Annotated in this window: 13 protein-coding genes; 5 read left to right on the forward strand and 8 right to left on the reverse strand. The window is 70.2% G+C overall.

Annotated features, from left to right (window positions below; all coding sequences use genetic code 11):
* Window positions 1-5: 5 nt before the first annotated feature.
* The 3 genes from lptF to V5F75_RS04975 form a co-directional block, all read right to left on the reverse strand.
* The gene (gene lptF, locus V5F75_RS04965) at window positions 6-1,163 is read right to left on the reverse strand and encodes an LPS export ABC transporter permease LptF (protein ID WP_394033372.1); all 1,158 of its coding nucleotides are present in this window, start codon (window positions 1,161-1,163) and stop codon (window positions 6-8) included.
* Window positions 1,164-1,308: 145 nt separating this feature from the next.
* Complete coding sequence (locus V5F75_RS04970) at window positions 1,309-1,674, reverse strand: ArsC family reductase (RefSeq protein WP_394033373.1); 366 nt, start codon at window positions 1,672-1,674, stop codon at window positions 1,309-1,311.
* A 42-nt stretch (window positions 1,675-1,716) separates the two neighbouring features.
* Window positions 1,717-2,433 carry a TetR/AcrR family transcriptional regulator gene (locus V5F75_RS04975; protein WP_394033374.1) on the reverse strand — a complete coding sequence of 239 codons (717 nt, stop codon included), beginning with the start codon at window positions 2,431-2,433 and terminating at the stop codon, window positions 1,717-1,719.
* 682 nt (window positions 2,434-3,115) lie between these two features.
* On the opposite strand from V5F75_RS04975, the gene V5F75_RS04980 reads away from it, so the two are divergent.
* From V5F75_RS04980 to V5F75_RS04990, 3 genes are all read left to right on the forward strand, one after another.
* On the forward strand, window positions 3,116-4,087 hold the full coding sequence (locus tag V5F75_RS04980) for a lipid kinase (protein ID WP_394033375.1): 972 nt from the start codon (window positions 3,116-3,118) through the stop codon (window positions 4,085-4,087).
* Window positions 4,087-4,827, forward strand: a complete 741-nt coding sequence (locus tag V5F75_RS04985; protein ID WP_394033376.1) for a TerC family protein — start codon at window positions 4,087-4,089, stop codon at window positions 4,825-4,827. The genes V5F75_RS04980 and V5F75_RS04985 overlap by 1 nt, the downstream gene beginning before the upstream one ends.
* Window positions 4,828-5,061: 234 nt before the next feature.
* Entirely contained in the window at window positions 5,062-5,457 is a 396-nt protein-coding gene (locus V5F75_RS04990) for a hypothetical protein (RefSeq protein ID WP_394033377.1), read from the forward strand.
* Between the two features lie 108 nt (window positions 5,458-5,565).
* Here the strand turns inward: V5F75_RS04990 and V5F75_RS04995 are convergent, their stop codons facing one another.
* The 3 genes from V5F75_RS04995 to V5F75_RS05005 all read right to left on the reverse strand — a co-directional run bounded on the left by V5F75_RS04995 (window position 5,566) and on the right by V5F75_RS05005 (window position 9,563).
* Window positions 5,566-6,858, reverse strand: a complete 1,293-nt coding sequence (locus V5F75_RS04995; protein WP_394033378.1) for an NAD(P)/FAD-dependent oxidoreductase — start codon at window positions 6,856-6,858, stop codon at window positions 5,566-5,568.
* 145 nt (window positions 6,859-7,003) lie between these two features.
* Window positions 7,004-8,407: a glutamine synthetase family protein gene (locus V5F75_RS05000; protein WP_394033379.1), complete on the reverse strand. Its 1,404-nt coding sequence runs from the start codon at window positions 8,405-8,407 to the stop codon at window positions 7,004-7,006.
* 310 nt (window positions 8,408-8,717) lie between these two features.
* Window positions 8,718-9,563, reverse strand: a complete 846-nt coding sequence (locus V5F75_RS05005) for a DUF3108 domain-containing protein (protein ID WP_394033380.1) — start codon at window positions 9,561-9,563, stop codon at window positions 8,718-8,720.
* Window positions 9,564-9,940: 377 nt separating this feature from the next.
* Between V5F75_RS05005 and infC the strand changes: the two genes are divergently transcribed.
* A complete protein-coding gene (infC, locus tag V5F75_RS05010; protein WP_394033381.1) occupies window positions 9,941-10,465 on the forward strand; it encodes a translation initiation factor IF-3 in 525 nt (174 codons plus the stop codon).
* 180 nt (window positions 10,466-10,645) lie between these two features.
* On the opposite strand, the gene V5F75_RS05015 is transcribed toward infC, so the two are convergent.
* Window positions 10,646-11,284, reverse strand: coding sequence for a BA14K family protein (locus V5F75_RS05015; RefSeq protein ID WP_394033382.1), 639 nt, complete (start codon window positions 11,282-11,284; stop codon window positions 10,646-10,648).
* A 224-nt stretch (window positions 11,285-11,508) separates the two neighbouring features.
* On the opposite strand from V5F75_RS05015, the gene V5F75_RS05020 reads away from it, so the two are divergent.
* Entirely contained in the window at window positions 11,509-12,036 is a 528-nt protein-coding gene (locus V5F75_RS05020; RefSeq protein WP_394033383.1) for a BA14K family protein, read from the forward strand.
* A gap of 45 nt (window positions 12,037-12,081) precedes the next feature.
* Here the strand turns inward: V5F75_RS05020 and V5F75_RS05025 are convergent, their stop codons facing one another.
* The gene (locus V5F75_RS05025) at window positions 12,082-13,695 is read right to left on the reverse strand and encodes a phosphoenolpyruvate carboxykinase (protein ID WP_394033384.1); all 1,614 of its coding nucleotides are present in this window, start codon (window positions 13,693-13,695) and stop codon (window positions 12,082-12,084) included.
* Window positions 13,696-13,788: the final 93 nt, after the last annotated feature.

A 13,788-nucleotide genomic window follows, 5' to 3' on the forward strand; every position in this document is an offset into this window, starting at 1 on the left:
ATCGCTCAGGCCGCCTTGCGGCGGGTGAAGAGCCGGCCCAGGCCCTCGCCGAAGGCGGTGAGGGCGCGCGGCGGCGTGATGTTGACCCGGTCGCTGAGCAGCAGCGCGCACAGGACGACCACCACCAGCGGGAAGATGTAGATGAGCGGCACCGCCGCATCCTGGGCGCGCAGCTGGCCGGCGATGGCGAAATTGCCGATCTGCACCGCGGCCATGGCGGGAATGATGGCGAGGAGCGCCGCGCCGCGGCTCTGGCGGGTGGTGCGCGGCCGCGCCAGCGCCGCCGCGGCGATGGCGAAATAGGCGAGCGGATAAAGCCCGGCCGAGAGGCGCTTGTGCAGCTCCTCCCGGAACCGCCCCGGCTGCACCTTCTGGTAGATGTCGTCCTCCGGCGGCTGGTACACATAGGCGATGGGGCGCTCGGCCGGGCGGATGTCCTGGGCCGGGTTGTTGGGCGCGAGGGAGGACAGGTCCAGGGCGTAGCGCTGGAACTCCACCACCGAGGTCGAGTTGCTCTTTTCCCCGCCGCGGCGGTGGATGGAGCCGTTCTCCAGCACCAGGAAGGTGCCGGCCTCGTTGTCCACGATCTGGCCGCGCTCGGCGAGGTAGGTGGTGATCTCCTTGTCGCGGGCATCGTGGATGAAGATGCCGTGCATCACGCCGTTGGAGGCGCGCTCGCGCACATGGAACACGAGGCCCGGCGTCAGCGTCACGAAGCGTCCGGGCTGCGCCACGAACGACACCACGTCGGCGCGCACCTTGGTCACCTGGTCGCGGAAGGCGCGGAGGCTGGTGGGCACCACCAGCACCGCCAGAGCGGAGCAGAACAGCGAGACCAGGATGGCGAGCAGGATCAGCGCCCGCAGCAGCCGCCATGGGCTCATGCCGGCCGCGGCCATCACCACGATCTCGCTGTCGCCGTTGAGCTTCAGCAGGGTGTAGGCGGTGGCGATGAACAGAGCCGCCGGGGCGATCACCAGCACCAGGGTCGGCATGGTCAGGCTGGTGATGGCCACGAAGGCGATGATGGTCTGGCCCTGGCTGGTGACGAGGTCCAGCTGCCGCAGCGCCTGGGTGGACCAGATCATGCCCGCGAGCACCACCACCACCCCCGCGAAGGCCACGGCGGCCGTTGAGAAGATGTAGCGATCGAGACGGCCCATCAAGCCTCTACCCAGTGCGTGGAGCCGCCCGCCGCGCTCGCTTGGTTGTCGGGCCGCCCTGGATAGCCGCAACCGGCGGAGGGCGCAATTCGTCCCCAGGGGCAGCCCCGGCGGAACGATGGCGTGCCCGGGCGAGCCGCTGCGGTCACGCGGCCTGCCCCGTGAAGGCGGCGGCGTAGGCCTCGGGCTTGAAGCCCACCAATAGCGCGCCGCCGCGCGCCAGCACCGGCCGCTTGATCATGGAGGGCTGGGCAAGCATCAGCGCCATGGCCTTCTCCGCGTCGAGCCCGGCGCGGTCCGCCTCCGGCAGCTTGCGGAAGGTGGTGCCGGCGCGGTTGAGCAGCGGCTCCCAGCCCAGCTTCTCCACCCAGCCGGCGAGCGTCGCGCGGTCGAGGCCCTCGGTCTTGTAGTCGTGGAAGGCATAGGCGACGGCATTGGCATCGAGCCAGGCGCGGGCCTTCTTCATGGTGTCGCAGGCCTTGATGCCGTAGAGGGTCACCGCGTTCGACATGCAATCCTATCCCGTTGGCGAAGGGGCTGGGGGACCGGCGGCTCAGCGTTTCGTGCCGTAGGCGCTCATGAAGAGGTAGACCGCGCCCTTCACCACCTTCTCCGCGTGGGCGGGGTCCGGCGATTCGGCGCTGCCCATCAGGATCGGCACCGTGATGCCGTCCTTGCACAGGGAGAGGAACTGGCTCGCGGCCTGTTCCACATCGTCGATGCTCAGCGCGCCCTGCTCCACCTTGGCGGTGAGGAAGTCGCTGAGCCGGCGGATGCCCTGGCAGGGGCCGGCCTCGAAGAAGAGGTGGCTGATCTCTGGAAACTTGCTGCCGATGGCGATCACAGTGCGCAGGGTCGCCATGTGCTCGGGCCGGATCATCGCCGCGATGAAGGAGTGGCCGAGGGTGGAGAGCACCTTCTCGATGTCGGGCTCGTTGTGGTCGAGCACGAACAGGCGCTCGGCGGTCTCGCTGCACTCGCTGGAGACGAGGGCGGAGAACAGGTCTTCCTTGTTCTGGAAGTAGACGTAGAGCGTGCCCTTGGACACCCCGGCGGCGCGGGCGATGTCGCCCATGCTGGCGGCGTCGAAGCCGCGCTCCAGGAAGACCTCGCGCGCGCCGGAGAGAATCTTGCGGCGCTTCTCGGGGTCCTGCCCGGCGGCAGTCGCGTTCTCGCGCACGTCGCAGGCCGGCGCCGGGCTCCGCGTCTGCGTGAACGGGCGGCGGGGCGCGGCGGGGTCCTGGAGGGCGATGGGGTCTTGGGTCGTCACCTGGCGTCCTCTCCTTTCATCCCCGTTCTGTGCCATCCCGTACCGTATGCGCAAGTCGGCCGTCGGGCATGGAGCTCCATGCAAGCGGCGTGCGACGGCGCCGGAAGGGCATTGGCCCGCGGTGGAGAGGCCGCTGGGTTCAGAAGTTTTGACCGAACCGTTCGGTTCCCTCTTGCCATACCCAAGGGGGTGGGGTATGTCAAAGTCGTTCGACCGAACCGTTCGGTCAGTTCGCTGGCTCCGCAACCCATCGGCTGATCGGGCTGAGGGAGGAGGGCATCGCCCCCGCTCTCCTCCCTCCCTTCGGTTTTCTCCCGCACCGCCATATTCCTTGCCCCGCGCGCGCTCGCGGGTGTCTCGCTCCGCCACGCCGTGGCCGACGCCTCCGCCGTGCTGCGATGCGGTATGCGGCATTACGCCACAGTATGCCGACCTTGGTGCGGCGCCCTTCGCCCTTACCTTAGGCACACCGATCCGGGCCCCTCTGGCGCGACTTCCAGCCGCGTGATGTCGGATCTTCGCGTGTCGCCTGGACGCGCGGTGATCCGGCGTGCCCCGGTCGCCGTCGCCTCGCGGCATGCAGCGTCCCCGCTGCCACGTCCCGAGGCCCCATGCCGGTTTTCGTGTTTTCCCCGCTTTCCCTGCCGCGCGCCGCCGAAGGCGCGCCCGCCGGGCGGCTCCCATGACGGCGCTTCCGCCGCGCGGACCGCGGCGCGCCCTTCTCATCGTCAATCCCCGCGCCCGCCAGGGTGCCGCGCCGCTCGGCCCGGCGCGGGCGGCGCTCACCGCCGGCGGCATCGTGCTCGCTGAGGCGCCGTGGCCGGAGCGCGTGGCGGGCCCCGCCGTCCTTTCCGATCTCATCCGCGCCGCGGCCGGCACCGTCGATCTGGTGATCGTGGGGGGCGGCGACGGCACCCTGAATGCCGCAGCTTCCGGGCTGCGCGACACGGGGCTGCCGCTGGGCGTGCTGCCGCTCGGCACCGCCAACGACTTCGCCCGCACACTCGGCATTCCTGCCGATCCGGTGGCGGCGGCGCGGCTGATCGTGGAGAGCGCGCCGCGCCCGGTGGACCTCGGCGACGTGAACGGCCACCCCTTCCTGAACGTGGCCAGCATCGGCTTCAGCGCCGATCTCGCCCGCGTCCTCACCGCCGCGGCCAAGAAGCGCTTCGGCGTGCTCGGCTATGCCGTGGTGGCGGCGCGCCTGCTGTGGCAGTCGCGGCTGTTCACCGCCTTCATCGAGCATGACGGCACGGTGGAGAACGTGCGCACGCTCCAGGTCTCGGTGGGCAACGGGCGCTACTACGGCGGCGGCATGGCGGTGGAAGCCGGCGCCACGGCCGACGACGGCCGGCTCGATTTCTACAGCCTGGAGGTGGACCACTGGTGGCGCCTGCTGGCGCTGCTGCCCTCGCTGCGCCGGGGCACGCAGGGGCAGTGGAACGACGTGCGCGCCTTCGGCACCACCGAAGTGGTGGTGCGCACCAGCCGGCCCCGGCCCGTCAACACCGATGGCGAGCTCGTCACCTTCACGCCCGCCTGTTTCCGCGTGCTGCCCGCGGCCCTGCGCGTCCATGCGCCGCCGCCCGTGCCGGGGCCGTCGCAGGCCCCCGCTTCGCCCCTCCCGATGTCCATTTTCCAAGGTGCCTCGTAATGGATTACCTGCTGCAGCTTGCCGCCGATCCCGCGGCCTGGGTCGCGCTCGTCACGCTGATCGCCATGGAAGTGGTGCTCGGCATCGACAACCTCATCTTCATCTCCATCCTTACCAACAAGCTGCCCCCGCAATACCGCGCCAAGGCGCGGCGCATCGGCATCGGCCTCGCGCTGATCCTGCGGCTGGGCCTGCTCGGCACGGTGGCCATCATCGTCACCCTCACCGCGCCGGTGTTCACGGTGTTCGGCCAGGGCTTCTCCTGGCGCGACATGATCCTCATCGCCGGCGGCCTGTTCCTGGTGTGGAAGGCGACCAAGGAGATCCACCACAACGTGGACCCCCACCCCAGCGACGACCTGTTCGACACCAAGGTGTCCCTGGGCTTCGTCTCGGCCATCGCGCAGATCCTGATGCTGGACCTCGTGTTCTCCATCGACAGCATCATCACCGCCGTGGGCATGACCGAGCACATCCCGATCATGATCATTGCCGTCATCGTGGCGGTGACCTGCATGCTGCTCGCCGCCGATCCGCTGGCCCGGTTCATCGAGGCCAATCCCACGGTGGTGATGCTGGCCCTCGGCTTCCTCATCATGATCGGCATGACGCTGATCGCGGAGGGCTTCGGCGCCCATGTGCCGAAGGGCTACGTCTATGCCGCCATGGGCTTCTCGGCCGCCATCGAGGGGCTGAACATGGTGGCCCGCAGGCGCCGGGAGAAGGCCGGGCACGGCTGAGGCCGGGGTTCCGCCCGGCGGCGCCGTCTGCCCCCTTGCGGGGCGGGCGGGGCTGGGCTCCGGAGCGTTCCCCCCTTGCCTGGACTCGGGAAAACGCTCCAGATTTTCGAGTTGACGCGTTTTCTTCACGCGAACCGGTTTCCACTTCGCTCGAAAACGCTCTAACAGGAACAAGGCACCGGCCCCGCGTCGGTGCCGGCCCGCGGGACAATGCTTCAGAACCGAGGAACGGCCATGGGACCCGTCATCGTGCGTGCGCTCGCCTTCATCTGCCTTCCGCTCAAGGCCGTCGCCCTCAAGGCGGCGCTGTTCGCCACCCTCGCCGTGGGGCTCCTGGCCGGCAGCCTGCCCGCGCGCGCGCAGGCGTGCCTGGAGCAGATCGTCACCGTGCAGCAGCAGCTCAAGGCCAAGTTCCCGCCGCCGAAGCAGCCGCCCGCCCAGGCGCAGAGCATCGGCGCGCAGGATGCCCAGCAGCCCACGCCCGGCTCGCTGGAGGCGGCCGGCCTCACCGGGCCGCAGACGGGTGCCTACGGCGCGCTCAACCAGGCCATGAACCTGCAGGCGGCGGGCGACGAGAGCGGCTGCTTCAAGGCGCTGGCCGAGGCCCGCCGCCTCGGCGGCCTGGACTGAGCAGAGGTGGGGCCTTCGGTGGCATCCGAGGGAAGCTGATGAAGGGGCGCGGGCCCGCGTTTGGCCGCGCCCGGCGATGGCGCCACGCCGCTCGGCGTGGTGCGCCGTTCAGAGCTTGTCGCGCAGGGCGTAGTAGCTGAGGCCCGCCACCAGCAGCGGGTAGCGCAGCAGCGTGCCGCCGGGAAAGCTGGGCACCGGCAGGCGGCCCAGCAGGTCGAACCGCTCGAGCTGGCCCTGCACCGCCTCCGCCAGGATCTTGCCGAACAGGGGCGCGAGCGCGACCCCGTGGCCGGAATAGGCGGCCGAGACCAGCACATGCTTCGAGAGCCGCCGCACGAACGGCAGGCGCGTGAGCGTGATGCCGAGCACGCCGCCCCAGCCGTAATCGATGCGCACATCGGCGAGCTGCGGGAAGATGCGCGCCATGAAGGGGCGCACGAACTCGGGGATGTTGTCCCTCAGGTTGCGGCGGTAGCTCTCGCCGCCGCCGAACAGGAGCCGCCCGTCCGGCGAGAGGCGGAAGTAGTTCACCACGAACTTGCTGTCCGCCACCGCCGCGTCGTTGGCGATGATGCTCCGCGCCCGCTCGCCCAGGGGCTCGGTGGCGGCGATGTAGTTGCAGATGGACATGACATGGGTGTCCACCCGCCGGTCGAGCCCGTCCATGAGGCCGTTGCCGCATTCGAGCAGGAAGGCGGCCTTCACGGTGCCGCCGCCCTCGGTGGTCACGGTGACGCCGTCGGCGCCGTCCGCCACCGCGGTGACGCGGGTGCCCTCGTGGATGCGCGCGCCGGCCCGCGCCGCCGCCGCCGCGAGGCCGAGGGCGAAGTTGAGCGGGTGCAGGTGGCCGCCGCCATGGTCGAACACGCCGCCGTAATAGGCGGGGGAGCCCACCAGGGCGCGCATCTGCGCGCGGTCGAGGGGCTCGATCGCGGTATAGCCGTAGGTGTCGCGCAGGTGGGCGGCATAAGCGTGGCTCTCGGCCACGTAGTGGGGCTTGTGGTCGGCCAGGATGAGGCCGTCCTTCAGGTCGCAGGCGATGGCGTGGCGCGCGACGAGGTCGCGCACCAGCACCTTCGATTCCTCCGCCAGCGCCCACAGCTTGCGGGCGTCGTCGAGGCCCACCGCCGCTTCCAGGAAGTCCTGGTGGCGGCGCTGGCCGGAATGGATCTGCCCGCCATTGCGCCCCGAGGCGCCGGAGGCGACCCGCGAGGCTTCCAGCAGCACCACGTCGAAGCCGGCCTCGGCGAGGTGCAGGGCCGCCGAGAGGCCGGTGTAGCCGCCGCCGAGCACGCACACGTCGGCCTTCGCCGCGCCCTGGAGGGGCGGGAAGTCCGGCATGGGGTTGGCGGTCGCCACATACCATGAGGCGGGGTGCGCCATGGGGCGGGGAGGGGCCATGAAACGCTCCGTTGCTGGCGTCCGGAGAGCCCGCCGCCGGTGTGGGCGCGCGGGGGGCATCGTCGTCGCGGTGCTGGACCGGCGCTGCGGGCCCCTTCCCGCAGACCTCGTGGGCCCGCGAGAGGATCTCCCGCCGTGCCGGGTCCTACACGTTCAGCAGCAGATATTCGCGCTCCCACGGGGAAATGACGCGCATGAAGGTCTCGAACTCCGCCTGCTTGACCGCCGCATAGGTGGCGACGAAGCGCTTGCCGAGCACATCGGCCAGCGGCTGGCAGTCCTCGAACTCGGCCAGCGCCTCCAGAAGGCCGCGGGGGAGCTCGAAGCCGAGATTCTTGGCGTCGTCCTCCAGCGGGTCGGTGGCGCGCAGCCCCTCGACGATGCCGAGATAGCCGCAGGCCAGGGAGGCGGCGATGACGAGATAGGGGTTGGCGTCGGACGAGGGCACCCGGTTCTCCACCCGCCGCGCCGCCGGAGAGGACGGAGGGACGCGCAGGGCCGCGGTGCGGTTGTCATAGCCCCATTGCAGGTTGATGGGCGCCATGGAATCGCGGGTGAGGCGCCGGTAGGAATTCACATAGGGCGCCAGGATGCACATGACCGCCGGCAGGTATTTCTGGTGCCCGGCGATGAAGGAGAAGAACTCGGGCGTGGGGTCGCCGCTCTCGTCGGAGAAGATGTTCTGCCCGGTCGCGGCGCTCACCACCGACTGGTGGATGTGCATGGCGCTGCCCGGCTCGTTGGCGATGGGCTTGGCCATGAAGGTGGCGTAGATCTTGTGGGCGAGCGCCGCCTCGCGGATGGTGCGCTTGAACAGGAACACCTGATCGGCCAGCGCCAGGGGATCGCCGTGGCGCAGGTTGATCTCCATCTGCGCGGCGCCGTCCTCGTGGATCAGGGTGTCGATCTCCAGGCCCTGCGCCTCGGCATAGTCGTACATGTCCTCGAACAGGGCGTCGAACTCGTTCACCGCCTGAATCGAGTAGGACTGGCGGCCGATCTCGGGCCGGCCGGAGCGGCCCACCGGCGGCTTCAGCGGATAGTCCGGATCGGTGTTCGGCTCCACCAGATAGAATTCGATCTCCGGCGCCACCACCGGCTTCCAGCCCTTGGCCGCGTACAGGCTGAGGACGTTCTTCAGCACCTGCCGGGGCGCGATCTCCACCGGGCGCCCGTCGCGGTGGTAGGCGTCGTGGATCACCTGGGCGGTGGGGTCCTGCGCCCAGGGCACCGTGCAGAGGGTGGAAAAGTCGGGCTCGAGCACGAGGTCGCTGTCGGCGACCACCGAATCGACCAGGCCCTCATAGGCGGGATATTCGCCGGAAATGGTCTGAAGGAAGACGGAAAGCGGCAGGTTCATCACCGGCGAGGTGAGGAATTTGGAAACCGGCATGATCTTGCCGCGGGCGACGCTGGCAAGGTCCGGCACGGTGCACTCGATCTCGGTGATCTCCCGTGCTGCCATCCAGGCCTTGGCTTCGGCGAGGGAGGCCGGGCCGCGCGGCGCGTCGGCCGCATGCTTCTCCGCAACCTTGGAGCGTTTCGACATGATGTCCTCTTGCGTGACACGCTCACGCGCCCTCAGGGAACACCGGCGGCACGGGGAGTGTCAACGCGGGACGCGCCGGCCGGCACAGCCTTTGCTGCATCGCGGTAATTTCCGGCGGCATCCCGTGGTTCGGGCCGTCGTGTCCCGCCGGGGGACGGCCGGCGGCCCCGCGGCCCCCGCGTGAACAGGGGCCGAACGAATCACGACCGAATCGCGCGGGACGGGATGTTCGCCTTTCGCCCCCTACCAGGGCTGGTGGGGCCGCGCCCGCGCCCGCCGATTCCCGCGGGGGGAGCCGCGCCCGTCCCGATCAGGGCTTCTGGGCGCTCGCGGGCACCGGGGCGTCCTTGGCCTTGGCCTCGAAGCTGGTGGCCTGGAACACGGCGGTGCCGATCATGGTGGCGACGGAGACCTTGAACGGCGCCATGAGACGGGTGCCCTCGATGGGCACGAGCCACACGAACATGTCCTTGTTGTCTTCCATATACTGCACGGTGTAGCGGGTGGGCCGGTGGCCGGCCACCGGCTTGTAGCGCACCCCGCACACCACCGCCTGGCCCTTATAGCCGGAAGCCTTCACCTGCTCGGTGCGCAGGTAGCTGAGCACGATGTCGTAGCGCTGGCGCCCGTCGAACACCGGCACCGCCCGCTCGCAGGCGGCCGCCGAGAGCGGGTTCGTCGGGGGCGGCACGTAGACGAACGCGCCGCTCATGGGGTCGATGATGTTCTGGAGCGTCTCGTTGGTGACGGGGATGCGGTCGGGCAGGGGCTTCAGGGGCGGCTCCACCTCCATCTCCGCCACCGCGCCGCCGGCCATGGCGAGGCGCGCGCCCTCCTTCTTGCCGTCGGCCTCGGCGTTCAGGGCATAGAGGCGGGGCACCATCTTGCTGGGCGTGAGCATGCCGCGGGCGGCCACCACGCCCTTGCCGGAGGACACGGCGCGCAGCACGCCGGTGATGCGGCCGGAGCCGGAAATCTCATAGGCCTCGCTGCCCGCCTCCAGCACCACCGAGGCGCGGCCGAGCTCCACCCCGCCCACGCTCAGCACGTATTTGGCGTCGAGCCGGCCATCGGCCAGCGCCGGCGTCGCGGCGGCGAGGAGCGCGGCGGCGAGAAGGCCGCGCAGCGGGCGCGGTGGAAAAGCGGCGTGGGTCATGGTTTCACCGTGGCTCCGGCGCGGCCGGCGAGAATGCGGCCCCCGTTCCGCACGCGCGCAGGGGAATCGGCATCGAGATGCGGGCCGAACGCGGCTGAACTGTGGCTGCTGCGACTATGCCGTGCGTCGCCCGCAACCGTCCAGCGGGCCCGCGCGGGTAAGCTTGGCTGCGGCTGCCGGGCCCGGCGCCGCCGAATCGCGCGAAATCCCGCAGGGTCATTGACTTTCGGCCCGTTTATCACGATCTTTGGGGTCACCCCCGAGCCTTGGGTTACGACGACGGCGGCAGCGAAAGAGGCCGCGCGACAGTCGGTGCCGCCCCGAGCGCCCGCGGAACAGGTTCCACTGCTGAGGAGATCGCAGCCATTCGCCGCCCCATGAGACCCGTCGCGCCGGAGAAGGATGGACCGCGCGTCAATGAGGAAATCCGCATCCGCGAAGTCCAGCTGATCGATCAGGAGGGCCAGAACCGCGGCGTGGTGGCCATCCGCGACGCGCTGGCGCTGGCGCAGGAAGCCGGCCTCGACCTCGTGGAGATCGCGCCCAATTCCGCGCCCCCGGTCTGCAAGATTCTCGACTACGGCCGCTTCAAGTACCAGAATCAGAAGAAGGCCTCCGAGGCCCGCAAGAAGCAGAAGGTGGTCGAGGTCAAGGAGATCAAGCTGCGACCCGGCATCGACGACCACGACTACGAGGTGAAGATGCGCGCCATGCAGCGCTTCTTCGAGGAAGGCGACAAGGTGAAGGTGACGCTGCGCTTCCGCGGTCGCGAGATGGCGCACCAGGACATCGGCTACAAGCTTCTCCAGAAGCTGAAGGAAGAGGTCTCCACCATCGCCAAGGTCGAGGCGGAGCCGATGCTGGAAGGCCGGCAGATGATCATGATCCTCGCGCCCCGCTGACGGCGCCGGAGACTTGATGCTCGAACGACAAGGACCCGGAGCGGGAGGCCGCTCCGGGTCCTTGTGTTTTGGGGCTGCGCAGGGAGGGCCGGGGCGCCTGGGCGTTCGCGTCCCTCCTGCATGTCCACGCGGTTCATGACAGGGCCTGACCGGCACGGATGCGCCGGTCGGGCTTCCGCCTCAGGGGCAGGGGTGCTGCAGCCCGTCGTAGCCGGTGAAGGTGCCGGTGCGCACGTTATAGGAACGGTAGCGCTGCGCGCAGTAGGCCACCGCGTCGCCGGACGGATAGACGGGCTCCACATAGGTCGGCTGCGCCGCCACGGCTGCGCCGAGGGCGAGGCCGCTCGCCACGCCGAGCGCGATCCAGGCACCGCTGTTGTCATAATAGCCCCAGCCATAATTGGGCCGCCACCAGCCCTGGCCGGGATACCACCGGCCCGGACCCCAGGCGCCGGGCGGCGGGCGCCACCCCGGATTGCCCCACCCCGGGCCACCCTGGACATAGCGTGGAACCGCGTAGCGGGGCCCCATGTAGCGCGGACCCGCATAACGCGGGCCTCCGTATCGAGGGCCTCCGTATCGCGGGCCCATGTAGCGGGGCCCGGCCATGCGCGCGGGGTAGCCGCCCCGCATCGCCGGTCCGCGATAGGCGCCGCGCGGCCGCCCGTGCCACTGGACCTGTTCCACCCCCGCGCCGAGAGCGGTCTGGTCCGAGAGGCCGAGGCGCAGGGCCTGCGCCCCCGCGGGCACCGGGGAAAACCAAAGGATGCCGCTTGCCGCGACCGCCGCCGCCAGGGCCACCTTCTTGATCCCGAACATGATGAGTACTCCAATCGAGCATTCCCACGTTCGCGCGCCATTGTGTCGATTCTTGAACAGGAGCGGCGTCCCCCTGCGTCAAGAAAACGGCAATTGCGGCGGCGTGACGCAAATCGTTTACCATGTCGCCTGTAGCGTTGGCGCTCGCGTTGCCTTCAAGCGGCCTTCCGCCTGGGGCACAGGATTCGCCGCGCCGCGTCACGGCGGCGCAAACGGAGAACAGCATGCAGATGCGAGAGCATACGGTCGCCGCCTCCCCGCTCGCCCGCCGGGCGATGTCGTGGGTGCTGGCCGCCAGCATTGGCGCGGCCGGCATCGCCGCCGCCATGGCGCCGGTGCAGGCGCAGGGCCTCGCCGGTGGACTGGCGCCTCTCGGCGATCACGCCGCCGGCCCCGTCAAGGTGCAGGCGCCCCCGCCCGGCTGGTGGGGCCCTGGTCCCGGCCCGGGCCGCGGCCCCCGTCCCGCGCCCGGCTGGCGTCCCCCGCCTCCGGGGCCGCACCCGGGCTGGGGCAATCCCTATTGGCGCAACAACGGCTGGTATTACCGCGACAACAGCGGCGCCTGGATCGCCGCGGGCATCGTGGGCGCGGCGCTCGGCGCGGCGGCGATCTCGGCCGCGCAGCAGAACAACCAGATGAGCGCCCAGCAGCAGCGCGAGGCGGTGGCCTACTGCATGCAGCGCTACCGCTCCTACGACCCGCGCACCGGCACCTTCATCGGCTACGACGGCCAGGTCTATTCCTGCCCGTGAGGGCCGCGCGGAGGGCGGCGCACCCGCCGCCCTCTGTTCCGCCGCCTATTCGGCGGCGATGCGCACGTGGGGCTGGGCGTCGCGCACGGCGGCGTCCACATGGGCCTCGAACTTCGCGAAATTCTCCTGGAACATGGCCACCAGCCGGCGCGCGGTGGCGTCGAACTCGCCCTTGTCCGCCCAGGTCTTGGAGGGATGGAGGATGTGCGGCTCGATGCCCGGCACGCTGGTGGGCACCTTGAAGCCGAAATAGGGATCGGTGCGCGTGTCGGCGTCCTTCAGGGAGCCGTCGAGCGCCCGGTCGAGCAGGGTGCGTGTCACCTTGATGGGCATGCGCCGGCCGACGCCGTAGCGGCCCCCGGTCCAGCCGGTGTTCACCAGCCAGCAGTCCACGCCGTGGGTGGCGATGAGGTCGCGCAGCAGGTTGCCGTAGACCGAGGGGTGGCGCGGCATGAAGGGCGCGCCGAAGCAGGTGGAGAAGGTGGCCTCCGGGTCCTTCACGCCCCGCTCCGTGCCGGCCACCTTGGCGGTGTAGCCGGACAGGAAGTGGTACATGGCCTGCGCCGGCGTGAGGCGGGCGATGGGCGGCAGCACGCCGAACGCATCACAGGTGAGCATCACCACATTCTTCGGCACTCCCGCCCGGCCGGTGGCGCTGGCATTGGGGATGAAGTGGAGCGGATAGGCGGCGCGGGTGTTCTCGGTGCGGCTGTCGTCGTCGAAGTCCGGTACTCGGGTCGCGGGATCGAGGGCCACGTTCTCCAGCACCGTGCCGAAGCGGTTGGAGGCGGCGAAGATCTCCGGCTCCGCCTCCGCCGACAGGCGGATGGTCTTGGCGTAGCAGCCGCCCTCGAAATTGAAGACGCCGTCGAAGCTCCAGCCATGCTCGTCGTCGCCCACCAGGGTGCGGCGGGCGTCCGCCGAGAGGGTGGTCTTGCCGGTGCCGGACAGGCCGAAGAACAGGCACACGTCGCCGTCGGCGCCCACGTTGGCCGAACAGTGCATGGGCATGATGCCCTTCTGCGGCAGCAGGTAGTTGAGCACGGTGAAGACCGATTTCTTCATCTCGCCCGCATAGGCCGAATTGCCGATGAGCACGATGCCACGGCTGAAATCCACCGCGATCACCGTCTGCGAGTGCACGCCGTGCCGCTCCGGATCGGCCTTGAAGGAGGGCAGGTCGATGATGGTGAGCTCGGGCACGAAGCCGTCCAGCTCGGCGCGCTCCGGCCGGCGCAGCATGGTGCGGATGAACAGCGAGTGCCAGGCGAGCTCGGTGTAGACGCGCACCTTGATGCGGCAGGCGGGATCGGCGCCGCCGTGGAGGTCCTGGGCGTAGAGCTCCTTGCCCTCGGCCGCCGCCAGGAAGTCCTGGTAGAGGGCCTCGAACTGCGCGGGCGAGATGGCGCCGGCATTGTCCCACCACACGGTGCCCTCGGTGGCGCCGTCGCGCACCACGAACTTGTCCTTGGGGCTGCGGCCGGTGTGGGCGCCGGTCTCGGCCATCAGCGCGCCGCCGGAGGAGAGCCGGCCTTCCAGCCGCTGCAGGGCGTGCTCGTAAAGCTGCGGCTCGGGCAGGTTCCAGTGGACGGCGGTCAGGTGCCTCAAGCCGAAGCTGTCCGCGCCGCAGGCGCTGTTGCGGTGACCGGTCTCAAGCACGGCGTTTCCTCCATGGATGTTCTCGCCGGCTTGGAACCGGCCCTGGGCGCGGAGGCGGCGGGCCGCAGCCCCGCGCATCCCAAGGCTAGAAGA

Source organism: Xanthobacter albus, assembly GCF_043194895.2.
GTDB lineage: Bacteria > Pseudomonadota > Alphaproteobacteria > Rhizobiales > Xanthobacteraceae > Xanthobacter.